Here is a 24,252-nt window from a genome sequence, read left to right as displayed (position 1 = left end):
GCCGTTAGCCCTGGTTGAAATCGGGGCCTTTCCGGTTGAGAAACGATGCTGGTCAAACCAGGCTGGATGCGAGTATATGTTGGCTAATTTCCAATATGTATTGGCAGAAAAGCCTGATGAATATGCAAAAACGCACAACGCAAAGTCACGTGAATTGGGACGATATGCGTTTCTTTCTCGAGGTCGCCCGTGCACGCACCGCGAGTGGCGCAGCGCGCCGTTTGGGGGTGGACTACACCACGGTGTCGCGGCGCATCCGCGCCCTTGAGCAAAGCCTTGGCGCGCTGCTTTTCGAGAAGTCCCGAGCGTCGGGCTTCGTCATGACTGTCGAGGGGCAGCGCCTGGTCAGTCACGCCGAAACGCTGGAAAGTACGCTGCTGGCAGCCTGCGAGCAGGTTTGCGGAACCACCGGGGGGCTCGCCGGGCACCTGCGTATCGGCTGTACCGAAGCTTTCGGCTCCTGTTTCGTCACCACGCAAATGAGCCACTTCATCATTCACTATCCGCATATCTCCGTGGACATCCTGCCGGTCCCGCATTTCGTCAACCTGTCACGACGCGAGGCAGACATCGCCATCACCCTGGAGCGGCCTGAGCGCGGTCCGTACGTGTGCTCGCGGCTGTGCGACTACCGTCTGCGTCTGTATGCGACACCGGAGTACCTGGCCAATCATTCGCCGATTGCCAGTCGCGAGGACCTGGCCGGTCACCCATTCGTGACTTATGTCGAGGATCTGGCCTTCAGCTTCAAGCTGCTCTACCTGAACGACCTGCTGCCCGGCGCGCACAGCCGCCTGCGCAGCACCAGCGTAGTCTCCCAGTACCATGCGGCGCTGGAAGGGCGCGCGCTGGCCATCCTGCCCTGCTTCCTCGCCGGTCCCGACCCGCGCCTGTGTGAAGTGCTACCGGATCAGGTGGAGGTCACTCGACAGTTCTGGATGTACTACAGCGAGGACCTGCGCAAGCTCAAGCGGATCACTTTGGTAGCCGAATACCTGCGCGCCTGCGCGGATCTCAATCGCCCGCTACTGATGGGCGAGTCGCACGTGATGGCCTATCTGCCGTCGCTCTGATAATGGCGAAAGCTTGAGCACGGAAAACACCCCACGCTTGAGCCGTGCCCGGAAGGTCTCCAGATCGTGCAGTTGTCACGACGGGCATCGCTGAAAACGCTTGAGCACCGCATTGAGGGCGCGCATTCCATACAAACCGACGCCAAGACCCGAGACGATAAGAACAACTGCGAGGTGTCGGGTTTTCATACGGATCTTCCTTGATGGATCATTGAGAATCGCAACGTAAAAAACCACAGCACCAGGGCAGTCGCACTGATCGAGGCGCCCAGCAGGCTGACGGCTATCCAGCCCCATAGCGCATAAACCTGCGTCGCGGCGGCAGCGCCCAGTGCACTGCCCACCGAGTAAAAGCACATGTACGCACCGACCATGCGACTTTGCGCGTCGGGTCGTGCCGCGAAAATCAGGCTCTGGTTGGTGACGTGTACGGCTTGCACGGCGAAGTCGAGCAGGACCACTCCGCAAACCAGGGCGATCAGTGACGTTTGCGCAAACGCGATGGGCAACCAGGACAGCGTCAGGATCGCCAGCGAAATGCCCGTAACTCGTTGCCCCATACCTTGATCGGCCCAGCGACCGGCTCTTCTGGCAGCCAGAGCACCGGCGACGCCCGCCAGGCCAAACAGGCCGATGGCCGTGTGTGAAAGCGACAGCGGCGGGGCGCTCAACGGCAGCACCATGGATGTCCAGAGCACGGAAAAAGCGGCAAAGATCAGCAAGGCCAGCAGGCCCCTGGTTCGCAACACCGGCTCGGTCATGAACAGCGTGAAGAGCGAGCGGATGAGTGCCGGGTAAGTGTATCGACTGCGTGGCGTCACTGCGGGAGGCAAGGCTTTCCAGAACACTGCCGCGAGGGTCAGCATCAGTCCCGAGGAAACGAAATACACGGCGCGCCAGCCCGCCAGATCTGCGATCAGCCCGGAGGTGAACCGCGCCAGAAGTATGCCCAGGACAATGCCGCTGGTGACGGTTCCCACGGCCTGGCCACGTTGTGACGGTGTTGCCAGCACGGCGGCATAGGCCACCAGCACTTGAACCATCACGGCCAGCAAACCCACAACGATCATGACCCCCAACAGGGTCAACCATTGCTGTGCTGCGCCGACCCCCGCCAGCGCAATCGCGGACAGCAGCACTTGAGTCAGAATCAGCCCTTTACGGTTCAGCAAGTCACCCAGCGGGACGATGAACAGCAACCCCAGCGCGTAACCGACCTGGGTAGCCGTCACCACAAACCCGATCACGGATGAGTCCACACCCAGGCTCTGAGCCATTGAGTCGAGTAAGGGTTGCGCGAAATAAACGTTGGCGACTGCCAGCGCGCAGGTGACCGAAAATAAAAACGTGAGTGATGGAGAAAGTCCCGAAGCCTGCGTGACGAAAGGCTGGGTGGCTGAGTCGGCATCTGCTGTCACATGAGCCTCCGTGGCGTTAAACTGGTTTCAATTAAAAACTGGATTCAATTGTTGTCGAATCAGGTTTCAAATTGCAACCACATTGCTCAAAATTCGACGACAGGCTTGGCAGTCCTTATCCAAAAGGTAAATACGATGGTCGAAGACACTTCATCGCACAGCAGCGAATGCCCGGTAGCACGAACACTGGAAGCCATTGGCGATCGATGGTCGCTCATGATCATTCGCGACGCGTTTGACGGCATTCGCCGATTCAGCGAATTCCAGAAAAGCCTGGGGGTGGCCAAAAACATCCTGGCATCGCGCCTGAAAACGCTGGTTGAGGTCGGTGTATTCGACGTTCAACCGGCGTCAGATGGAAGCGCCTACAAGGAGTACGTCCTGACGGAGAAAGGACGGGAGATCTTTCCGGTGGTTGTCAGCATGAGGCAGTGGGGCGAACGTTTCCTGTTCGCGCGGGAAGAGACCCGTTCTGTGTTGTTGGACAATGCGTTCGGCCAGTCCCTGATGCCGATTGAAGTTCGCTCCTCGAGCGGTCAAAAACTTGGGCCGTCCGATTGCCACAGAGTGAGAGTGGTTGCCGACGAGTCGTGAATCGACACGTGCCCCCTCAAGCGGATGCCTCCTGCGCCGAGCTTTGTTGAACGAATCGCTCGATCAGCCATCTCGCGGCCGGTCCCGGTGGCAGATCCGTGCGGTAAATGACGTCAAAGGCATAAATCCCGCTCTGGTATTCCGGCAGGTTCAGACGTACCAGCCGACCGGCCTGCAGGTCTTCCTCGACCATCGGACGGGGCATGTTCCCCCAGCCAATGCCTTCACGCAGCAGCATGTGCTTGGCGCCCAGGTCCGCCAGGCGCCAGGTGCGGTTACCGAGCACGGCGAAATCCTTGTCCTTGGTCAGCAGCGAGCGGTCGGACAGCACCAGTTGCGTGAACTCTCGCCCGGCGCCCGGAACATTGCTGTCGCTTGAAGCCAGTGGATGATTCGGCGCCGCCACCGGAATCAACTCGACGCTGCCGACGCCAATTCTTTCGATACCGTCGATGCCCTCGTTCATCGGGCCACTGACGCCGATGATCGCGCCACCGTTGATCACCAGGTCGGTGACGGCGCCGAGCGCTTCCATATGCAAGTGCAGGGCAACCGTAGGGAACTCTTCGCGAAAGGATTTGAGCGCATCCACCACGCGCTCGGGGGGCAGCATGACATCGAGCACCACGTGGACTTCGGCTTCGAGCCCCTGAAGCAAGCCTTTGACCTTGGCGCGTAGTCCATGGATGCCGTTGGCAATGGTCCTGGCTTCGGCCAACACGGTGCGACCGGCATCGGTGAGTTGGGGTTTGCGGGTTGTCTGGCGGTCGAATAGCGACACACCGAGCTGCATTTCAAGGTTGGCGATCGAGTAGCTGATGACCGAAGTGGCGCGGTGCAGTTTTCTGGCCGCCGCCGCAAAACTGCCGACTTCCACGACCGTCAGGAACACGCGTAGTTGGTCCAGTGTCGGTGTTCCCGGGTCAGAGATCATGTCTGTTTCCTTGAATCAGACGTCGCTTGGCAAATTGCACGATTGAACTCCTTTACCGGTTACGTGGGTCAACTTTTCTAATTTGTCGAATCTAATGATCTAAATTAGTCGGCTATTCAGACTAGCTGACGAAGAGCAATATTTCCTCACCCGGGCGGTTCCTGTCGAATCGCACCCAATTGAAGGAAATACCCCATGACGACTTCGGCAAACATCGCTCAAACAACCGCCTCTGAACAGAACCGTTCCGACGTGACACAAGCCTCGGCCTCGTTGATCGGCCGTGTACTGCTCAGCGCAATCTTCATCCTTTCCGGTTTTTCCAAACTGGCAGCTCCCGCCATGATGGTCGGTTACATCAGCTCGGTCGGGCTTCCACTTCCACAATTGGCATTGGCGCTGGCGATCATTGTCGAGATCGGCGGTGGCCTGGCATTGATCGCCGGTTATCGCACCCGCACCGTTGCCGCCGTACTGGCAGTGTTCAGCGTGTTTACCGCACTAGCGTTCCATAACGCACTGGGCGATCAGAACCAGTTCATCCACTTCTTCAAGAACATCGCGATGGCCGGTGGCCTGCTGCAGGTCGTGGCCTTCGGTGCCGGTCGCTTCAGCCTCGACGCGCGCCGTCGTTGATCCCCCCGCGCTGCGAAGGCTGGCCCCTCGCAGCGCAATGCTTTTCTCCCTTCCTTACTCGTGTACCCGATCAAGCGCTCGCCGCACCTGATTCAACAGGTGATCGACATCCTCGGCAGTGGTGGCGAACGAGGTGACAAAGCGAACGATGTTGGGTCCCCAGCGATCATGGTAGAAGCCGAACCCGGCCTTTAGCAGCGCTTCGATTATTGCCGAGTCCAGCCGACAGAACAGGATATTCGCCTCAGTGCCGCCGAGCACGTCAACGCCACTCAAGCCTTCAAGTCCCTGGGCCAGGCGCTGGGCCGCAGCGTTGGCCTGGCGTGCATTGCGCAGCCAGAGGTCGTCGGTCAGGTACGCATCGATCTGCGCTGAAAGAAAACGCATCTTGGAAAAGAGATGGCCTGCGCGCTTGCGCCGGTAATTCATTTGGGCTGCGAGCGAGGTGTTGAACAGGACGATGGCTTCCGCCGCCAGCGCTCCATTCTTCGTGGCACCAAACGACAGGGCATCCACCCCGATCTTCCATGTCATCTCGGCGGGGGAGCAACCAAGCGATACCAGGGCGTTGGCAAATCGGGAGCCATCCATATGGAGTCCAAGGGAAGATGACTTGCAGACGTCACCGATGGCTGCGATTTCGTCCAGGGTGTAGATGCTGCCGACTTCAGTGGCCTGAGTGATGCTGACGCAGGCGGGCTGGGTCGTGTGTACGTCGCCGACTTTTTCTCGAGTCCGCTCGCGCAGTCGGACGATGTCCAGCTTGGCCGCCGGGCCGTCGACGGTCATCAGCTTCGCACCGTTGGAAAAGAACTCCGGCGCGCCGCATTCATCGTTGTTGATATGACTGGCCGGGTGGCAATAGATGTTGCCCCAGGGTGGCGTCATCGTGCTCAGGCACAAGCCGTTGGCGGCAGTGCCGGTGGGCACCAGAAAGACCTCTACGTCACGCTCGAAGATCTCGCAGAACTTACGCTGGACCTGCGCCGTCAACGCGTCTGTTCCATAGGGGGTCGCCTGGCCCGTGCTGTGTTTCACGATGGCTTGTGCCACCTCCGGCGATGCGCCGGCGATGTTGTCACTTGAAAAACCCAGAGCGGGCGGTCTGTTTGTTTCACCGTTCATCATCCAGTTCTCGGCTGCGCAGGCGAAGGTGTTTCGCCCGGATTGGCGCATCCTATGGAGAGGGAAGGTTGTTGCGCTTGTAAAAAATTGACGGTCGTCTGATGGCCGATGCGCTATGTCCTGTAGCGCGAGGGTGCAACGCCGAATGCCTGTCGAAAGGCGCGATTGAAATGGCTTTGATCGTAAAAGCCGACAGCGTGGGCGACCTCGACGATCGGTTGCCCGCTGCGTGATAGCAGGCCACAGGCCCGTTCAAGACGCAGGCGAAGCAGCCATGCGTGCGGCGTCATGCCGATGGTCCGTTTGAACTGCTTGAGGAACGGGAAGCGGCCCAACCCGCACAGGCCAGCGAGATCATCGAGGGTGATTCGCTGATCGATGTGGCTGAAACAATAGTCCCTGACGCGAGACCATTGCAGGGGCGTTAGTGTGCCCGTAATCGTTTCGGGCCTGGTCGCCCGTGACTGGCTCAACAGGTGTTCAAGGAGGGTGATCCATTGCGTCTGTACCGCCAGGCTGCCTGGCCCAACGGCCTGCTGCATCGCGTCATGCAACCCGCGCAGGTTACCGGCAAGCCCCGCGTCTTCCAGCAACACACCGGTCAATTCAAGCTCTCTCGGTTGACCGCTGATCTCCTCGGTCAGACTCGCGACCAGCGCCTGGGACAGACGGAATGTCTTGAGCGTATAAGCGTCGCCGCCCTCGGGCACACCATCGTGGATTTCACCCGGCGGCATCAGGGCAATCCTTCCCGGACCTAAAAGATACGACTCGCCTTTGGACCGATGACGCTGGATGCCTTCGGTGACCAAACCAACGTGGAAATCGAGGTGGTAATGGCGATCGAAACCGGTGTCCACAAAGCGAGCGGACCCCAGCACCAGGCCTGGTACTTCGGATACGTGATGATACTTGGCATGCTCAGTCATGAAACCCGTTCAACAATCGGCGAGGAGGGCAGGGACCACAAAGTCTAGGGCCACCAGCGGTATAGATCCATGGGCATCGACTGCTGCTCGCTACGGGCGCACCTCTGGTGCGTGCGATGCATTCAACTTCCCGATCACCAGGTCGATGAAGGCCGATACCGCAAGCCTTGCGTGCGGGAGAGGTGAAAATTGCCGAGATTGGCGTTCGGTTGCGTGAGTACCTGAAAAAGCCCAACGGGTCAGCCAGCGTACCGGTATTCAAGTAGCCGATGACCCTTGACCGCGCGCCATTCGAGTCAGGATTGCGCGCTGTCATGGATCATGGGGCGGAGGTGCAACGTCCAGTCGCCGTCACTAACCTTGCGGCACCACCCGCGCGTCGTTTCCGGTGCCCTCGACATAAACGTTCATGCCATTTGTCAGCCCCGGGTTGATCGGCTGGGTCACCTGAACCAGTACGCCGCTGTGGGTGCGAACGATGATCTGTTGTGCGTCCATGGGCTGATCATATTTTTTCTTTTCGGCGTAGTTGCCGCCTGCCGCGCCAGCCAGGGCACCGGCGACCATCGCCACATCCCGGCCGGTACCGTGGCCGATCAGGCTTCCCAGGGCCAGACCGCCAATGCCCCCCATGATGGCGCCGACACCGCTATCGTGATTGGTCTGCATCTGGGTCTGTGTAATCTGCTCGATTTTCCCCGAACGAATTTCCTTCTCACCAGCGCCTCCGCTCCCGGCGCCAACCGCGGCACAGCCGCCAAGCACTAATCCAAGAAACGTAACCGTCACCCAGGAAGCAATAGTTTTCATCGTCAAACTCCATTTTCAGAGGAAGTGAATCATGCAAACGCATCCATTCACGTTAGACGAAGATGCCTGATTCGCTCGGTTGTTTGGCTGCGCAACGCGCTTGCCACTAAGGGGGCAGCGGTGCAGGCGCCTGGACCGCTCGATCCGATATAGCTTGAATGTAGTCGCATATTCTATAAAGGAAGTACAAACTATTTTTATAGTGCGTTTTAATCTATTCAGCATTTTGAATCGATTGGAGCAATTGTCTGTGAACACGAAGGCGCTTTTACCTTTTGGCTTGGCATTACTGGCTACCTGCTCGACGGCTTTCGCTGGCCCCATACTGGATCGCGTAACCAGCAGCGGGGAGCTGACCGGCGTTCTGATGGAAAGCTATCCGCCATTCTCCTTTCTCAATGAACAGAACCAACTGGACGGGTTTGACGTGGATGTCGCCAAGGCCGTTGCGCAACGGCTGGGGGTGAAGCTGAAGTTGCAGACACCGTCCTGGGATGTCATCGCTGCCGGACACTGGAACGGACGATATGACATCTGCGTCTGCTCGATGACCCCGAGCAAGGCACGGGCCGAAGTGTTCGACTTCCCGGTGGAGTATTACCAGTCCCCGGCCGTGATCGTGGTGAATGCCAAAGACCAGAACATTGTCATGGGCAAGGATCTGTCAGGTAAAAAAGTCGGTGTGATCAGTGCGTCGACCTATGAAGCCTATTTGAACAAGGATCTGCTGATCGAGGGCGCCGAGGACAAGCCGTTGAGCTATCCATTCGAAAGCGTCCAGGTCGCGCCGTACGACAACGAAACCGTGGCCTTCCAGGATCTGGCCTTGGGCACGGGCGTGCGCCTGGATGCCATGGTCACCAACCTCATCACGGCTCGGGAACGCATCGCCCAGGATCCTCGCTTTAAAATTGCCGGCGATACGCTGTATGCAGAGCCCAACGTGGTAGCGATCGAAGAGGGCGATCCGCAATGGAATGCCAAAGTCACTGAGGTCGTCACCCAGCTCAAGGCCGACGGCACATTAAGCAAGATTTCACAGAAGTGGATCGGTGCCGATATCAGCCAATGACAGCCCTCAATCCACACCCGGACAAGGCGACTGTCGCCCCGAAACCGAGGCGCGTCGTTTCAGCCAGCTAGTTGGTTTTCGCACTCGCCTGTATTTGACCTGGGCAGTGCTGTTCGGCCTGTGCGTCATTTTTTTCATGAGCTTCGATCTGAAGTTCTCGATCATTGTGCAGAAGTTGCCCAATCTGGTCGGCCTGCATTTGGGGCCTGACGGTTTCTTGCAGGGCGCCGCGCTGACGCTGTTCTTGTGCTTCTGTTCAATCTGGCTTTCGTTGCTCCTTGGTTTCGTGACGGCGCTGGCGCGCCTGTCTCGCAGTGCGGTGGCATTCGGTATTGCCAGTTTCTATGCGCCTTTTTTCTTCGCGGTACTCCACTGCTGATTCAAATTCTGCTGATCTACCTGGGTCTGCCGCAGCTGGGTGTCGTTCCGGGCGCCATCAGCGCGGGGATCATTGCGCTGTCGCTCAATTACGGTGCCTACCTCAGCGAGATTTTTCGCGCCGGCATCAGCGCTGACCCATCCGCTCAATGACTTTTACAGGTACTACGATGTCCGATCCAAAACCTCTGTTGTTTGCGTTATACGAGCAAGCCAGTGTTGGCTGTGGCGGCGCGCCAAGCCTCTGGACGCACCCGGCTGACGAACGCCTGGCCATCAACTCGCTGGGCTACTGGTCGAACCTGGCACGCATCGCCGACCAGGCTCATCTCGACATGCTGTTTTTTGGTGATGTGCTGGGTTTCTACGATGTGTTTGGCGGTAATGCCGACGCAGCGATGAAGTGGGCGGTGGAAGCACCGGCCAACGATCCGTTGATGATCATCCCGGCATTGGCCGCCGTGACGGAAAACCTCGCCTTCGGCGTCACTGTCACCACCAGTTATGAACATCCTTTCACCCACGCCCGGCGCTTCAGCACGCTGGATCACCTGACCAATGGCCGGGTCGGGTGGAACATCGTTACCTCCTACCTGACCAGTGCCGCTCGCAACTTCGGCCTCGAGCAGATGATCAGGCACGATGATCGCTATGAACGCGCAGATGAATTTCTCGATGTGGTTTACAAGCTCTGGGAAGGCAGCTGGGCAAGCGATGCCGTGGTGGCCGACAAGTCTCGCCAAGTCTATGCCAAGGGCGATCGCGTGCGACCGATCAATCATGTCGGCGAGCATTACCGGGTGGCCGGGCCGCATTTGACGTCCCCGTCACCGCAACGCACACCGTTGCTGATCCAGGCCGGTTGGTCAGGCCGTGGTCGCGAGTTTGCGGCCAAGCACGCCGAACTGATTTTCATCGCCAAGTCCAACCCGCTGGAGATTCGCCAGGGACTGGAAGATATATGGACGCAGGCCAGGGCACGGGGGCGTCACGCTGAAGATGTTAAATCACTTACGGTACTGCGCATCGTCACGGCCAGGACCGAGATCGAAGCCCAACGCAAATATGACGAACTGCAAAGCAACTATCACTTGCAGGCGCAACTGGTGAGTTATGCCGGCGATACCGGTATCGACATCAGCCGCTACGCGGACAGCGATGCGTTGTCCACTCACACCGAAGGCATGACCTCCTATGTGATGCGTCCCGATGGCAGTGGCAAGCCCTTGACCGCCGGCGATGTCAAACAGCGCTTTGCCAACGTCACCCGGGGCAGTGATCTGATTCTGGTGGGAACGCCGCAACAAGTGGCCGATCGCATCGAAGAGCACGCCCGTATTTCCGGCACCAGCGGCTACATGCTCAACCCGCTGATCAGCCCAGGCAGCCTTGAGGACTTCGTTGAGCTGATCATTCCTGAACTGCAAAAACGTGGTTTGTATCGTACCCAGCCACAGAGCGGTACTTTCCGTTCGCGGTTACGGGACGATGGCGCTAACCATTTGCCAGATTCTGCTTATGGCGCCTCATTTCGCTTTGATAAAGGTTTTTAGGCTGGCGGAGGGGTATCCCGTTGTATGTCTTGAAAAAGGTTCTTCACGTAATCCCGGGAAACTGTAGGAGCCAGCTTGCTGGCGATGGAATCGAGAGCGCCGCGTTTAGCCAGTAAATACGCGTTATCGTTAACGACCATCGCGAGCAATCGAGCGTCGACCGGCTGTTCCTACAGAGGACCACATTCGCTTAACTGAACAGCATTACTCTCCAATGATCCTGATCAAAAGTATTTAAGCCATCCGATATCACGACGGCGTGCCTTCAATGCCGCGAACCAGCGCACGGGTAAATACAGGGATAAAGCCAGGAGCACCGCCGTCAGCCACACAGCCCAAATGCTGTCGAAACCGAAATAATTTCCCTGGTTCAATCCGAACAACACCACGCCGACCAGATACAGCGCCTTGAGTACGTAAAGGTGCAGCAAGTAGAAGAACATCGGCGCCGCGCCAAAGACTGTCAATGCATTGACCCACTTGCGTTGTTGAGCCCGTTCCATGGCACGAAGCAGTAGCAGGCCCACTCCCAGCGTCAGCGAAAGGAACAGCAGGGAAGGTGGGTATTTCGTAATGTTGAAGAAGCTCATGAGGGTTTGCGTGATGCCTTCATGGGCGACCCAATGCGCCTCGCCATAACCATTGACGGCTCGCAATGTAACAAATCCGATCAATGTCCCGGCCCCTGCAACTAGCAGAGCACGTTGACGCTGCGCGGCCAAAACCTGGCCAGCAAACCAGGGGCCGATGCAGTATCCAAGGGCGATCACACCGATCCACGGCAGTACAGGGTAAGAGGTGCGCAGTCGCAAGCTGTCGGAGAATTCGATCCAGCCGCGATCATGCAGAATCGCCCAAGGTATATGCATGGGCGAGCCTGTCGCGAAGTGCACATTATCCAGCAGGTTGTGCCCGGCCACGATCACCAGACCCAGGCAGCACAGTATGGGCCTGGGTAACCAGACCAGCCCGGCCAGGGCAATCATGCAGATGCCAATGGCCCAGATCACTTGCATGTAAATTGCCGCAGGCGGGAACTGAAATGTCCAGGCGAAATTCACCAGGGTGAACTCCAGCACTACCAGGAACAGACCGCGCTTGAATAAAAAGGCTGACACATCGCCCTTGCCCTGGTGCTTTTGGCCGTACAGCCAAGCGGAAAGTCCAGTGAGCAGTATGAAAACCGGGGCACACAAATGGGCAAGTGTGCGGCTGAAAAATAGCGCCGGCTCAGTGGATTCGATGTCCATCGGGTCTGTTACCTGACGGTGCAAAAAGAACGTTTCGCGCACGTGATCCAACAGCATAAGCAGGATGACCAATCCCCTCAGGGCATCAATGGACAGCAGGCGTTGGTTCAAGCGTGTGATGGGCGGGATGTGAGCAAAGATTGTCATCGAATGTCGCAAGCAGGGAGTGGATGGTTCTGCCAGGGGTGACTGACAGCGCATGTTTTCGTTAGTTATAACATAACACTTTTACCAAGGGCGACCGCCTGATTGCGTGATAGTCGTCTACCAAAGGGTTCCCACCGACGGAACCTTCGCGCGTCGCCTCATGCTGAATCACCTCCCGGTGTTCGATCATCACGCCATCCTCGAGACGCAGGCTATCGACCGCGACCTGGTTCACCGGCTGGCAGAGGCCAGTGAAGCATCTCTACTTTTCTACGCGCCAAAAGCCGTGTTAAAAAATGTTATTGTTAAAAAACACTTCACAGAATCTGATCACTGGTAGATGATCTTCATCAGCCGGTATGACAACCTGATAACACGACAAAAACAGGATGGCCTTGATGTTCGATGAGATCCCGACTCACGTCCTGAATCACAGTGCCCCTCGGCTGGCTTATCCGCGTGGTGCTGATGCTGTCTACCGCTGCCTTATTCACAACGCGGCCAACGTCTGTGCCTTGCAGTCGTTCAAGCAGTCGCTGCTTTCCTCTGGAGTACCCCATGAATAACAAGAATGTCGGTGTGGTCGGTCTGGGCGCGATGGGGCTGGGCATTGCCCGCTCGCTGTTGCGCAGCGGCTTCAATGTGCATGCCTGTGATGTGCGCACTGCCGTAACAGAGCAGTTCGCCGGGGAGGGCGGTGTGGCTTGCCTGTCACCGTCGCACATGGCCGCTGAGTGTGACGTGATCATTACCGTGGTGGTCAACGCCGAGCAGACCGAGACCGTATTGTTTGGTGAGGGTGGGGCCGTGGCCGCTCTGCGGCCGGGCAGCCTGGTGATCGGCTGCGCCACAGTCGCTCCGACTTACGCCGTGGACCTTGGTCAGCGCCTGGCCGCGTTGGGCCTGCAGTATCTGGATGCACCGATTTCCGGTGGCGCGGCCAAGGCTGCCGCTGGCGAGATGACCATGATGACCTCGGGCCCGGTCGACGCCTACGCCAAGGCTGAGTCGATCCTCGCTGGCATGGCCGGCAAGGTGTATCGCCTGGGCGACGTCCATGGCCTGGGGTCGAAGGTCAAGATCATCAATCAACTGTTGGCTGGGGTACATATTGCCGCCTCTGCCGAAGCCATGGCGCTGGGCCTGCGTGAAGGGGTCGATGCCGATGCGCTGTATGAGGTGATCACCCACAGCGCCGGTAATTCCTGGATGTTCGAAAACCGCGTGCCACACATTCTCAAGGCCGACTACACGCCGTTGTCCGCGGTAGATATTTTCGTCAAGGACCTGGGCCTGGTGCTGGATACCGCCCGGGCCAGCAAATTCCCGCTGCCGCTGTCGGCCACCGCCCACCAGATGTTCATGCAGGCCTCCAGTGCCGGCTTCGGCCGTGAGGACGACTCGGCGGTGATCAAGATTTTCCCGGGCATCGAATTGCCGACTGCCAAGCCTGAGCCTGTTTGAGGAACACCCCATGACTACCTCCACCGCACGCCCGCTGCTGGGCTGCATTGCCGACGATTTCACCGGCGCCACGGACCTTGCCAACATGCTGGTGCGCGGCGGCATGCGCACTGTGCAAAGCATTGGCATCCCGAGCGCGCAAGTGGCTGCCGGGCTTGATGCCGATGCGATCGTCATTGCCCTGAAGTCGCGCACCACACCGGTCGCCGAAGCAGTCGAGCAGTCCCTCGCGGCGCTGGCCTGGCTGCGCGAACAAGGCTGCGAGCAGATCTTTTTCAAGTATTGCTCGACGTTCGACTCCACCGCGGCCGGCAATATCGGCCAGGTCAGCGAAGCACTGCTGGCCGCACTGGATAGCGACTTTACCCTGGCGTGCCCGGCATTCCCGGAGAATGGCCGGACGATCTTTCGCGGTCACTTGTTTGTGCAGGATCAGTTGCTCAGCGAGTCGGGCATGCAAAACCACCCGCTGACGCCGATGACCGATGCCAACCTGGTTCGCGTGCTGCAATCGCAGACCCGCCTGAATGTCGGCCTGTTGCGCTACGACACCGTTGCCCGCGGCGTTGAGCAGGTGCGTGCGCGCATCGCTGAGCTGAGGGCTCAAGGTGTCGGCATGGCCATCGCTGATGCCTTGTCGGACAGCGATCTGTATACCCTCGGTACCGCCTGCGCCGATCTGCCGTTGTTGACAGGTGGCTCGGGGCTGGCCCTGGGCTTGCCGGAAAACTTCCGTCGGGCCGGCAAACTGCGCGATCTCGACGCCTCGATACTTCCGGCGGTGTCCGGCGGGGAAGTGGTGTTGGCCGGCAGTGCTTCGATCGCCACCAATGGGCAAGTGGCCGCCTGGCTCGAAGCCGGCCGGCCAGCTTTGCGGATTGATCCGTTGGCCTTGGCGGCAGGGGAACCGGTGGTGGCGCAAGCCTTGACCTTCGCCCGTGATAACGAGCAAACCGTATTGATCTACGCCACCTGCTCACCGGACGAGGTCAAGTCGGTGCAACAGCAACTGGGCGTCGAGCAGGCTGGCAGTCTGGTGGAAAGCGCCTTTGGCGAAATTGCCCAGGGTCTGCGCCAGAGCGGCGTGCGCCGCTTCGTGATCGCCGGCGGGGAAACCTCGGGTGCTGTGGTCCAGGCATTGGGCGTGCAGCTGCTGCAAATCGGCGCGCAGATCGATCCGGGTGTACCGGCGACCGTCAGCAATACTGACGAACCTTTGGCGCTGGCTCTCAAGTCGGGCAACTTCGGTGGTCGGGACTTCTTCAGTAAAGCCTTGAATCAACTCGCCCGGGCCGGGGGTGCACAATGAGCTGCGCAATGAGCAACGAGAACGCCCTGCGCGAAGAAATCTGTGAGGTTGGCCACAGCCTGTACCAGCGCGGATACACCGTCGGCAGCGCCGGCAATATCAGCGCGCGCCTGGATGACGGCTGGTTGATCACGCCGACGGATGTGTGCCTCGGGCGCCTCGATCCAGCGACCATCGCCAAGGTCAATCTGGCCGGCGAATGGGTGTCCGGCGACAAGCCTTCAAAGACCCTGGCGTTGCATCGCCAGGTCTATGACCGCAACCCGAATGTCGGCGGCGTGGTGCATACCCACTCCACCCACCTGGTGGCGTTGACGCTCGCAGGTGTCTGGCAGGCGAACGACATTCTGCCGCCGCTGACGCCGTATCAGGTCATGAAAGTCGGGCATATCCCGTTGATTGCCTACCAGCGACCCGGTTCGCCGAAGGTTGCCGAACAGGTCGCACTGCTGGCCAACAGCGTTCGCGGGGTGATGCTCGAGCGACTTGGGCCGGTGGTCTGGGAGAGTTCGGTCTCCAGGGCCAGCTACGCCCTGGAAGAACTCGAGGAAACCGCGCGACTCTGGCTGATGAGCAATCCCAAACCTGAACCGCTCGATCAGGCGGCGCTGGACGAGCTGCGAGAGACCTTCGGTGCGCACTGGTAACGCGCGGGCGTAACACGACAGATCGATAACACAGGCTCTGCCCGGGAGACGCACAGGGACTCTCGACGGCCCCGGCTTGCCTGAAAAAACAATAACAACAGGAAATCCAGGTATGACTCTCTTTCACTGCGGCATGTTCAGATCCATAGGCTGTACCCTTTCATTTACCCGGCGTGGAGGGTGTGTGAAATGAGCCCGTTAATCCTGATGATGACTGCCGGGGTGGGCATCGCGCTGTTGTTGTTCCTGGTGCTCAAGTACAAGTTCCAGCCCTTCGTGGCCTTGATGCTGGTGAGCATTCTGGTGGCGCTGGTGGCCGGGGTGAAACCGGCGGATCTGGTCGCCACCATCGAAGGCGGCATGGGCAAGACCCTGGGTCATATCGCGATCATCATTGCCCTGGGCGCGATGATCGGGCGGATCATCGAGCTCTCCGGCGGTGCCGAGGCGCTGGCCAAGACCCTGATTACCCGTTTCGGCAACCGGCGTACGCCCCTGGCGTTGACGATTGCCGGCTTCATGGTCGGGGTGCCGGTGTTCTTCGAAGTCGGCGTGATCATCCTGATGCCGCTGGCCTATGGTGTTGCCCGAACTGCGCGTAAGCCGCTGTTGGTGTTTGCGCTGCCGATGTGCGCGGCCTTGTTGACCGTCCACGCCTTTCTGCCGCCACACCCGGGCGCAGTGGCCGCCGCCAGTCAATTGGGCGCGGACCTGGGCCGCGTGCTGATGTTCGGTCTGCCGCTCACCGCGTTCCTTTGCTATGTCGGCTACCGCGTGGCCGGGCGCATGACCCGTCGGGTGTATCCGATGACCGACGATATTCGTGCGGAAGTCTATGGTCCGCATGTCACCAACGAGGATCTGGTTGCCTGGTCCAACGGCAACGACAAGAGCGCTGAGCGAGCGGCTGAAGCCGTGTCACACATGGGCCTGGAAGAGTCCGTCAGCAGCATCGTTTCCAAGTTGCCGCCGGCGCCGCCGCCAGGTTTCGGTATGATCGTCAGCCTGATCGCGCTACCGATCATTCTGATTCTGCTGGGGACTTTGTCCACCTCGTTGCTGCCTGCCGAATCGGTCCTGCGCGGCATCATGACCGTGCTCGGCGCGCCGCTGGTGGCGCTGCTGATCGACACCTTGCTGTGTGCCTGGCTGCTGGGTTCGCGTCGGGGCTGGAGCCGCACTCAGGTGTCTGACGTGATCGGTTCGGCCTTGCCCGGTGTGGCCATGGTGATCCTGATTGCCGGTGCCGGCGGTGTGTTCGGCAAGGTGCTGGTGGATACCGGAATCGGTGCCGTGGTCTCCGATATGCTGCGCACCACCGGTCTGCCGGTTCTGGCCCTGGGCTTTCTGCTGACCATGCTGTTGCGCGCAGTGCAGGGATCGACCACGGTGGCGCTGGTGACCACTGCCGGCATCATCAGCCCGCTGATTGCGACCCTCAATCTCACCCCGAACCACATGGCCCTGCTGTGTCTGGCCATGGGCGGTGGCGGGCTGGCCATGTCTCATATCAATGATGCTGGCTACTGGATCTTCACCAAACTGGCGGGGCTGAATGTGGCCGACGGTTTGCGCACCTGGACGGTATTGACCACCTTGCTCGGCACCTTGGGTTTCTGTATTACCCTGTTGATCTGGCCTTTTGTCTAACGAACTATCGACGCCACCTGTAGGAGCGAGCTTGCTCGCGATAGACGTTAACGATAACGCGTGTTCTCTGAATAAACGCGTCTCTCTTGAGTCCATCGTCGGAACGCCGCCCGGAGCAAGCTCGGCTCCTACAAAAAAGCCATCTATAGGAGCTACCATGCCTCGTTTTGCTGCCAACCTCAGCATGCTCTACCCGGAACATGAGTTTCTGGATCGCTTCGCCGCCGCCGCTGCCGATGGTTTCGAAGCGGTGGAGTATCTGTTTCCCTACGACTACAGCGCTGCAGAACTCAAGCAACGCTTGAGCGACAACGGCCTGGTACAGGCACTGTTCAACGCGCCGCCCGGTGATTGGGCGGCGGGGGAGCGGGGCATAGTGTCGTTGCCCGGCCGGGAGAGTGAATTTCGTAGCGGGTTTGATCGCGCCCTGGAATACGCCGGTGTGCTGGGCAATTCACGCATCCATGTGATGGCCGGGCTGTTGCCGTCGCAAAGCGAACGCCCGCGGCATCACGGCGTGTACCTGGAAAACCTCGCCTACGCCACCGCCCGTGCGGCCAAGGCCGGCGTCACCGTATTGCTCGAGCCGATCAATACGCGGGACATGCCAGGCTTTTTCCTCAACCGCCAGGACCAGGCCCAGGCCATCTGCAAGGAAGTGGGCGCCAGTAACCTCAAGGTTCAGTTCGACTGCTACCACTGCCAAATCGTCGAGGGCGACCTGGCCACCAAACTGCGTCGCGACTTCGATGGTATCGGCCATATCCAGATCGCCGGCGTGCCCGACCGGCATGAGCCGGACCTGGGGGAAGTCAATTATCCCTATCTGTTCGAGCTGATCGACCAGTTGGGTTATGACGGCTGGGTAGGGTGCGAATACCGGCCGCGAGGCAACACGTCTGCCGGCTTGCAGTGGTTGCGCGACTGGAAGGCGCGTTAAGAAACTTGTAGGAGCGAGCTTGCTCGCGATGGACGTTAACGATACCGCGTGTTTCCTGGATAAACACGTCGCCCTCAGCTCCATCGCGAGCGAGCTCGCTCCTACAAATCAGGCCAGGAGCCCGTCGTTTCACGCTGGCGTATGGTCAGCCGGCAGCAACAGTTCGACACCCTGCTTGCGGATGCCATCGGCCGCGGCAGGGGTCAATGCGTCGTCGCTGAGGATGATGTCGAACTGCTCGAGCCCGGCGATCCTGTACATACTGAAGGTGCCGTACTTCGAACTGCTGGCCACCAGCACCACTTGCGCAGCCGATTGCATCGCGGCTTGCTTGACCTCGACCTTCAGCGCCGAAGGCGTGGTGAGGCCGCGCCGCAAATCCCATGAGCTGGTCGATATGAACGCGATATCGGTGACCACTTGACGCAAGGTGGCAACCGCCAGGCCGCCCACGCACGATTGATTGGAGTGATCCAGTTGCCCGCCGGTATGAATCACCGTGACATGGGGCGCTTCGATCAGTGCCTGCACAATGCCGAAGTCGTTCGTCACCACGGTCATGCCGGACAGCGCCTTGATGTAGGGGACAATTTCCAGCGTGCTGGTTCCTGCGTCCAGGTAAATCGTCATGTCGGCATGCAATAGCCGGGCGGCGAGCCTGGCCATGGCCTGCTTCTGCGGCAACTCGACCACCGCCTTGATCTGATGGCTGGGCTCACTGTGCAGCTGGCTGGCAATCCGCACCCCACCCGTTACCGAGTAAGCGCGACCTTCCTGCTCCAGCAACGCAATGTCGCGGCGTATGGTCATGTGCGAACAGTCGAACATTTCCATCAATTGATGAACGCTCAGCACCTGATGCTTGCGCAACTGGCGCAGCATCAATTCACGGCGCTGTTCAGGGATCATCGGTGCGCCGCTTTCGGCGGCGATGTCCTTTTGACTAGGCATTCGAGCTCCAGAATGAAGAAATCCGCAGACAAGGAAGGCGGGGAATCATAGTAGCGAATCTGCGGCCGGATCAGTAGCGGGAGGAGATGTCGAGCACATTCTTCTTTCGCTCGACCGGACTGGGGCTGGAGGATATCGCCATTGCCAATGAGCTTTATCAGTCGCATATGAAGAGCAACCGAGTAGAGGTTCAGAAGTCGTTCTGTCTATTTCAGCGTAATAATAAGCCGGGGGATGGAAACATCCCCCCGACTTATATTCGGGAGGGTGCCATGGCAGCTGTTACCGATACGCTTAAGCTGTTTCTCTGCGGCGACGTCATGACTGCCCGCGGCATCGACACAGTACTGCCACATCCTGGCGATCCGCGGCTTTACGAAGCTTACGTCAAGAATGCCGGCGATTACGTCCGGCTGGCAGAACGAGTCAATGGTTCGATTCCCCGCCCAGTCGATTTCACCTATGTCTGGGGCGCTGCGCTGGATGAGTTCGAACTTCGCCAGCCACACGCACGCATCATCAATCTGGAAACTGCGGTGTCCCGACGCGGACGACCGGAGCCAAAGGGCATCAATTACCGCATGAGCCCGGAGAACTTCCCGCTCATCAGTGCAGCCGGCATCGACTGCTGCGTGCTGGCCAACAACCATGTGCTGGACTGGGGGGCAGCCGGCCTGGCCGATACGCTAGATACCCTGGCGAGCAATGGTATGTGCAGCGCCGGCGCCGGCCACAACCGGCAATCTGCCGAAGCGCCCGCCGTGTTGCTGCTGCCTGGCGGGCGGCGCTTGCTGGTGTTTGGCCTCGGCGCACCCGACAGCGGCATAGCGTCGGACTGGGCCGCCACGGATAAGCGCGCGGGCGTCGCGCGGCTGGAGGATCTGTCGATGCAAAGCCTGCGCCCTGTGGCCAAACGGATTCTGGAGGGCAAAAAACCGCGGGATCTGGTGCTCGCCTCCATTCATTGGGGCGGCAACTGGGGGTTCGATATCCCGCGCGAGCAAGTCCGGTTCGCCCACGCCTTGATCGACGAGGCTGGAGTTGACGTGGTGCACGGGCATTCCTCGCACCACGTCAAAGGCATCGAGGTGTACCGCGAACACCTGATTCTCTATGGCTGCGGTGATCTTCTGAACGATTACGAAGGCATCGAGGGCTACACAGCCTTTCGCGGCGACCTGGGGCTTTTATACTTTGCCTCGCTGGACCCGGGCGGGCACCTGCAGTCGCTGGACTTGATACCCACCCGCCTGCGGCGCTTTCGCCTCTGTCGCGCCGAAGGGGATGACCGTCAATGGCTGCACGACACCCTTTCTCGCGAGTGCGCACGTTTGGGCAGCAGCATCCAGCCGGGCGCGAAAAATGCCTTCGAGTTGCGTTGGTGAGCCCCTTTGGCGACTCGACACTCGATTGCTTCGGGCGGCGTTCCGACGATGGACTGAAGGACGGCGCGTTTATTCAGAAAACACGCGTTATCGTTAACGTCCATCGCGAGCAGGCTCGCTCCCACAGGGGCGCAGCGTTTAGGTATTAAGCCCGAAGCCTTACATCGTCAGTTGCCGAAGGCTGCAGCAGCGAAAACAGGTTCTTGGGATCGTGCAGCTCTGGCACCAGCTGAATGTCGCTGCCAATGTCGAGCGTTCGTGCCACATCCAGCACATAGCGCAAGGCGGAGTAGTCCTCGATGGCGAAGCCGACCGAGTCGAACAAGGTAACTTCCTCGGCATGCTGGCGACCTTGAGTCTGGCCATTGATGACTTTCCAGAATTCGATAACCGGTGAGTCGACGGGCATCTGTTGAATTTCGCCTTCAATGCGGCTTTGCGGCTCGTACTCAACCATGACCCGCGCACGCTCGACGATGTCCCGGTGCAGTTCGGTCTTGCCGGGACAGTCGCCGCCCACTGCGTTGAGGTGCATCCCGGGCTCAATCATCTCAGGTGTTAAAATCGTTGCGTAGGCCTTGTCGGCCGTGACCGTGGTCACGATATCGGCCCCCCGTACCGCTTCTGCGACGGTTTTGGCAACACTCACCTGTATGGCGGGGTAGGCCCGCAGGTTGGCTACCAGCTTCGCCGTCGCGGCAGGATCGATGTCGTAGAGACTGATTTCAGTGATGCCCAACAATGTATGAAAGGCCAGGGCCTGGAACTCGCTCTGTGAGCCGTTGCCGATAAGTGCCATTCGGCGACTGTCCGGTCGGGCGAGGTAGCGGGCAGCGAGCGCAGAAGTGGCAGCGGTGCGAATGGCGGTCGTTAGCGTCATTTCACTCAGCAAGACAGGCTTGCCGGTATCGACGTCCCCCAGTGCACCAAAGGCCATGACCGTCAGCATACCATTGTGGGTGTTCTTCGGATGTCCATTGACATACTTGAAGGCGTAGAGCGCTGCATCAGACACGGGCATCAGCTCGATGACGCCCTCGGGTGAGTGGTTCGCCAGGCGCGCGCATTTTTCGAAATCCGGCCAGCGTACGTAGTCTTGACGGATGTACTCGGCCATTTCGATCAGGCAACGAGGCAAGCCTTTTTCCTGGACGAGGCGGCTCAGATCATTGACGTCAATGTAACGGGTCATATTGGGTTCCTTTGGGCGTTTTTTTTGGTGTGCCGGTCCGGACTATTGTCGAGGCAATGCAGAGAAGGTTTCGGCCATTACTGACCCGGGATACAGCAAGAAAAGTCGAAAAACAGCGAGCGCACAGCGCAATCGGCGAAGTGACAGTCACCGCAGTATCGTCATGCAGATTAAGACGGCAGCAAAGACAGGCACGTGCCTGTGCCGCTCCCTTCAAGCGCAGACACAGTGACTGGCTGCGACGACAGAATCGGCTGTGTAAGCTTTTCGTTCAGCACAGGCACGCTGTTTGAGCCGGGGGTTACGACACCAGAACCCTCCCGGCAATTGGCATTCTGACGGTCCGTTTCAAGCGCTTGTTGATCGCTGCTTGAGATGGAGTGCAACTCCGGCGACTGGCTGCTTCCGGTCGAAAACAACAACAAAAACGGCTGCGGTGAAGACCGCATCGACTCTCTGCCCCTGTCAAAAAGTGTGGTCCGACGCAGGCGCCGGATCGCGATAAATCCAAATAATCCGGGACTCAAGAAAATGAACATCAAATGGCTGACTTTGCCGGCACTCGCGTTGCTGTGCTGCACCACGGGCGCCAGTGCCAAGGAATGGAAGGAGCTGCGATTTGGCGTCAACCCAAGCTACCCACCTTTTGAATCCACCACGGCCGATGGCGGGGTCCAGGGCTTCGGCGTGGATCTGGGCAATGCAATATGTGCCGAGTTGAAGTTGACCTGCGTGTGGGTCAGCAATGATTTCGACGGGCTGATTCCGGGGCTCAAGGCCGGTAAGTTCGATGCCATCGAATCTTCGATGACCGTTACCGACGCGCGCAAAAAACAGATCGACTTTACCGATCGCCTGTACGCCGGACCGACCGCCATCGTCACCCGCAAGGATTCCGGACTGCTGCCGACCGCCGAATCGCTGCGTGGAAAAACCATCGGTTACATGCAGGGCACGATTCAGGAAACCTACGCCAAGGCCAAGCTGGGGCCGGGCGGGGTGAAACTGCGGGCCTATCAGAACCAGGATCAGGTCTATGCCGACCTGGTATTTGGCCGTCTCGATGCGTCGATCCAGGACAAGCTGCAAGCGCAGATGAGTTTCCTGACCTCGCCACAAGGGGCGGACTTCCAGAACAGTGAAGGCATCAGCGACCCGTTGGTGCCGGCGGAAATCGCCATTGGCGTGCGCAAAGACAACGAAGAGCTCAAAGGCATGCTCAATGCCGCCATCAAGGCCCTGCACGACAAGGGCATCTATGCGCAGATCCAGCAGAAACACTTCGGTGACCTGGACCTCTACAACAACTGATCCTCGCGCCCCGGTCGCAGCGACCGGGGTGCATCAAGACAGGTGACTGGCGTGAACTCCTTCCTGAATCTAATCGGGGTCGACCTTTCGGCCCTGCAAGGCTATGGCCCTTTGTTGCTGCACGGCACCTGGGTCACCCTCAAACTGTCGGCGCTCGCGCTTGTGGTGAGCATGGCGCTGGGGCTGCTCGGCGCGGCGGCCAAGCTGTCGCCGCTGAAACTGCTGAATCTACCGGCGACCTTTTACACGACGCTGATCCGTGGCGTGCCCGACCTGGTACTGATGCTGCTGATTTTCTACAGCCTGCAAGGCTGGCTCAGCGCCCTGACCGAGGCCATGGGATGGCCCTACATGGAAATCGACCCGTTCGTGGCCGGCATCATCACCCTGGGTTTCATCTACGGTGCGTATTTCACCGAGACCTTTCGCGGGGCGATTCTGAGTGTGCCGCGCGGGCAACAGGAAGCCGCGGCGTGCTTTGGTCTGAACCGTTGGCAGCGTTTTCGTTTCGTGGTGTTCCCGCAAATGATGCGTTTTGCATTGCCGAGCCTTGGCAACAACTGGCTGGTGCTGCTCAAGGCCACGGCGCTGGTATCGATCATCGGTTTGTCGGACCTGGTCAAGGTCGCGCAGGAGGCCGGCAAAAGCACGTTCAATATGCTTGATTTCCTGTTGCTGGCCGCAGCGCTTTACCTGCTGATCACCAGCGCTTCGAACTACGTTTTGCGCGTGCTGGAACGGCGCTACAACCAGGGTGTACGGGGGATGGCGCGATGATCGAGTTGATTGCCGAATACTGGAAGCCCTTTCTGTTCAGCGACGGCGAGACCCTCACCGGGTTGGCGATGACCCTGTGGCTGCTGGTGGCAAGTATTGCCATGGGCTTTTTCTTGTCGTTGCCCCTGGCGATCTTGCGCGTCTCGCGCTTGGGCGTTTTGCGTTGGCCGGTCCAGTTGTTTACCTACGTCTTTCGCGGCACGCCGCTGTATATCCAGCTGCTGATTTGCTACAGCGGGATCTACGGCATCGCCGTGGTCCGCTCGCAGCCATTGCTCGAAGCGTTTTTTCGCGACGCCATGAATTGCACCTTGCTGGCGTTCACCCTCAACACCTGCGCCTACACCGTGGAAATCTTCGCCGGAGCGATCCGCAGCATTCCCTACGGTGAAATCGAAGCGGCACATGCCTATGGCCTCAGTGGCTGGCGCCTGTATCTGCAACTGATCCTGCCTTCGGCGCTGCGCCGCGCGCTGCCGTACTACAGCAACGAAGTGATCCTGATGTTGCACGCGACATCAGTGGCGTTTACCGCAACGATTCCGGACATCCTGAAAATTGCCCGGGATGCCAACGCCGCGACTTTCATGACCTTTCAGGCCTTCGGCATTGCCGGTCTGCTGTACCTCACGCTCTCGTTCGGGCTGGTCGGTGCCTTCCGCCTGGCGGAAAAACGCTGGCTCAGCTTTCTCGGCCCGGCCCACTGA

At 59.2% G+C, this 24,252-nt stretch carries 22 protein-coding genes and 2 pseudogenes; 16 read left to right on the top strand and 8 right to left on the bottom strand.

The features are described from left to right. The first annotated feature begins 122 nt into the window (after positions 1-122). Entirely contained in the window at positions 123-1,073 is a 951-nt protein-coding gene (locus KGA83_RS02010; protein ID WP_223528089.1) for a LysR family transcriptional regulator, read from the top strand. A gap of 185 nt (positions 1,074-1,258) precedes the next feature. On the opposite strand, the gene KGA83_RS02005 is transcribed toward KGA83_RS02010, so the two are convergent. Continuing rightward, positions 1,259-2,491, bottom strand: coding sequence for an MFS transporter (locus tag KGA83_RS02005; RefSeq protein WP_223528050.1), 1,233 nt, complete (start codon positions 2,489-2,491; stop codon positions 1,259-1,261). A gap of 135 nt (positions 2,492-2,626) precedes the next feature. Here KGA83_RS02005 and KGA83_RS02000 point away from each other — a divergent pair, with 135 nt between their 5' ends. Beyond that, a complete protein-coding gene (locus KGA83_RS02000) occupies positions 2,627-3,085 on the top strand; it encodes a winged helix-turn-helix transcriptional regulator (RefSeq protein ID WP_223528046.1) in 459 nt (152 codons plus the stop codon). Between the two features lie 16 nt (positions 3,086-3,101). On the opposite strand, the gene KGA83_RS01995 is transcribed toward KGA83_RS02000, so the two are convergent. Then, positions 3,102-4,019, bottom strand: a complete 918-nt coding sequence (locus KGA83_RS01995; RefSeq protein ID WP_223528042.1) for a LysR family transcriptional regulator — start codon at positions 4,017-4,019, stop codon at positions 3,102-3,104. A gap of 195 nt (positions 4,020-4,214) precedes the next feature. Between KGA83_RS01995 and KGA83_RS01990 the strand changes: the two genes are divergently transcribed. After that, positions 4,215-4,655, top strand: a complete 441-nt coding sequence (locus KGA83_RS01990) for a DoxX family protein (protein ID WP_223528039.1) — start codon at positions 4,215-4,217, stop codon at positions 4,653-4,655. 54 nt (positions 4,656-4,709) lie between these two features. Here KGA83_RS01990 and KGA83_RS01985 read toward each other — a convergent pair whose 3' ends face one another. Continuing rightward, positions 4,710-5,783, bottom strand: a complete 1,074-nt coding sequence (locus KGA83_RS01985) for a threonine aldolase family protein (RefSeq protein WP_223528036.1) — start codon at positions 5,781-5,783, stop codon at positions 4,710-4,712. A gap of 110 nt (positions 5,784-5,893) precedes the next feature. Further along, a complete protein-coding gene (locus tag KGA83_RS01980) occupies positions 5,894-6,709 on the bottom strand; it encodes an AraC family transcriptional regulator (RefSeq protein WP_223528033.1) in 816 nt (271 codons plus the stop codon). Between the two features lie 158 nt (positions 6,710-6,867). Here KGA83_RS01980 and KGA83_RS01975 point away from each other — a divergent pair. Beyond that, a pseudogene (locus KGA83_RS01975) lies at positions 6,868-6,975 on the top strand (pirin family protein); the annotation flags it as partial. Between the two features lie 88 nt (positions 6,976-7,063). Here the strand turns inward: KGA83_RS01975 and KGA83_RS01970 are convergent. Then, positions 7,064-7,519 carry a glycine zipper 2TM domain-containing protein gene (locus KGA83_RS01970; RefSeq protein WP_223528030.1) on the bottom strand — a complete coding sequence of 152 codons (456 nt, stop codon included), beginning with the start codon at positions 7,517-7,519 and terminating at the stop codon, positions 7,064-7,066. A 250-nt stretch (positions 7,520-7,769) separates the two neighbouring features. On the opposite strand from KGA83_RS01970, the gene KGA83_RS01965 reads away from it, so the two are divergent. From KGA83_RS01965 to KGA83_RS01955, 3 genes and pseudogenes are all read left to right on the top strand, one after another. Then, on the top strand, positions 7,770-8,591 hold the full coding sequence (locus KGA83_RS01965; RefSeq protein WP_223528027.1) for a transporter substrate-binding domain-containing protein: 822 nt from the start codon (positions 7,770-7,772) through the stop codon (positions 8,589-8,591). Further along, positions 8,588-9,119: pseudogene (locus KGA83_RS01960) on the top strand (ABC transporter permease subunit); the annotation flags it as partial. The gene KGA83_RS01965 and the pseudogene KGA83_RS01960, both read left to right, overlap by 4 nt. 20 nt (positions 9,120-9,139) lie before the next feature. Next, positions 9,140-10,522 carry an LLM class flavin-dependent oxidoreductase gene (locus KGA83_RS01955; RefSeq protein ID WP_223528024.1) on the top strand — a complete coding sequence of 461 codons (1,383 nt, stop codon included), beginning with the start codon at positions 9,140-9,142 and terminating at the stop codon, positions 10,520-10,522. 224 nt (positions 10,523-10,746) lie between these two features. Here the strand turns inward: KGA83_RS01955 and KGA83_RS01950 are convergent, their stop codons facing one another. Further along, entirely contained in the window at positions 10,747-11,919 is a 1,173-nt protein-coding gene (locus KGA83_RS01950) for a DUF1624 domain-containing protein (RefSeq protein ID WP_223528021.1), read from the bottom strand. A gap of 558 nt (positions 11,920-12,477) precedes the next feature. On the opposite strand from KGA83_RS01950, the gene ltnD reads away from it, so the two are divergent. The 5 genes from ltnD to otnI all read left to right on the top strand — a co-directional run bounded on the left by ltnD (position 12,478) and on the right by otnI (position 17,929). Then, a complete protein-coding gene (ltnD, locus tag KGA83_RS01945; protein WP_263292460.1) occupies positions 12,478-13,383 on the top strand; it encodes an L-threonate dehydrogenase in 906 nt (301 codons plus the stop codon). Between the two features lie 10 nt (positions 13,384-13,393). Then, entirely contained in the window at positions 13,394-14,692 is a 1,299-nt protein-coding gene (otnK, locus tag KGA83_RS01940) for a 3-oxo-tetronate kinase (RefSeq protein WP_223528015.1), read from the top strand. 8 nt (positions 14,693-14,700) lie between these two features. Continuing rightward, positions 14,701-15,339 carry an aldolase gene (locus KGA83_RS01935; protein WP_223528012.1) on the top strand — a complete coding sequence of 213 codons (639 nt, stop codon included), beginning with the start codon at positions 14,701-14,703 and terminating at the stop codon, positions 15,337-15,339. A gap of 189 nt (positions 15,340-15,528) precedes the next feature. Further along, positions 15,529-16,989, top strand: coding sequence for an SLC13 family permease (locus tag KGA83_RS01930; RefSeq protein ID WP_108215665.1), 1,461 nt, complete (start codon positions 15,529-15,531; stop codon positions 16,987-16,989). Between the two features lie 157 nt (positions 16,990-17,146). After that, on the top strand, positions 17,147-17,929 hold the full coding sequence (otnI, locus tag KGA83_RS01925) for a 2-oxo-tetronate isomerase (protein WP_223528009.1): 783 nt from the start codon (positions 17,147-17,149) through the stop codon (positions 17,927-17,929). Between the two features lie 129 nt (positions 17,930-18,058). On the opposite strand, the gene KGA83_RS01920 is transcribed toward otnI, so the two are convergent. Then, positions 18,059-18,880 (bottom strand): DeoR/GlpR family DNA-binding transcription regulator, encoded by an 822-nt coding sequence (locus tag KGA83_RS01920; protein ID WP_223528006.1) that lies wholly within the window; start codon positions 18,878-18,880, stop codon positions 18,059-18,061. Between the two features lie 272 nt (positions 18,881-19,152). Between KGA83_RS01920 and KGA83_RS01915 the strand changes: the two genes are divergently transcribed. Then, entirely contained in the window at positions 19,153-20,265 is a 1,113-nt protein-coding gene (locus tag KGA83_RS01915) for a CapA family protein (protein WP_223528003.1), read from the top strand. 145 nt (positions 20,266-20,410) lie between these two features. Here the strand turns inward: KGA83_RS01915 and KGA83_RS01910 are convergent, their stop codons facing one another. Next, entirely contained in the window at positions 20,411-21,457 is a 1,047-nt protein-coding gene (locus tag KGA83_RS01910) for an ornithine cyclodeaminase (RefSeq protein ID WP_223528000.1), read from the bottom strand. 531 nt (positions 21,458-21,988) lie between these two features. Between KGA83_RS01910 and KGA83_RS01905 the strand changes: the two genes are divergently transcribed. Genes KGA83_RS01905 through KGA83_RS01895 form a run of 3 tightly spaced genes read left to right on the top strand, consistent with a single transcriptional unit; the run spans position 21,989 to position 24,252 of the window. Further along, the gene (locus KGA83_RS01905; RefSeq protein ID WP_108216067.1) at positions 21,989-22,768 is read left to right on the top strand and encodes a transporter substrate-binding domain-containing protein; all 780 of its coding nucleotides are present in this window, start codon (positions 21,989-21,991) and stop codon (positions 22,766-22,768) included. Between the two features lie 51 nt (positions 22,769-22,819). Continuing rightward, complete coding sequence (locus KGA83_RS01900; protein ID WP_223527997.1) at positions 22,820-23,545, top strand: ABC transporter permease; 726 nt, start codon at positions 22,820-22,822, stop codon at positions 23,543-23,545. After that, on the top strand, positions 23,542-24,252 hold the full coding sequence (locus KGA83_RS01895) for an ABC transporter permease (RefSeq protein WP_218428243.1): 711 nt from the start codon (positions 23,542-23,544) through the stop codon (positions 24,250-24,252). Before KGA83_RS01900 ends, KGA83_RS01895 begins: the two co-directional genes overlap by 4 nt.

The sequence above is a fragment of the Pseudomonas sp. GL-R-19 genome, assembly GCF_019956375.1.
GTDB lineage: Bacteria > Pseudomonadota > Gammaproteobacteria > Pseudomonadales > Pseudomonadaceae > Aquipseudomonas.
The sequence above is the reverse complement of the archived record's forward strand: the minus strand, read 5'-3'. Positions and strand labels throughout refer to the sequence as shown.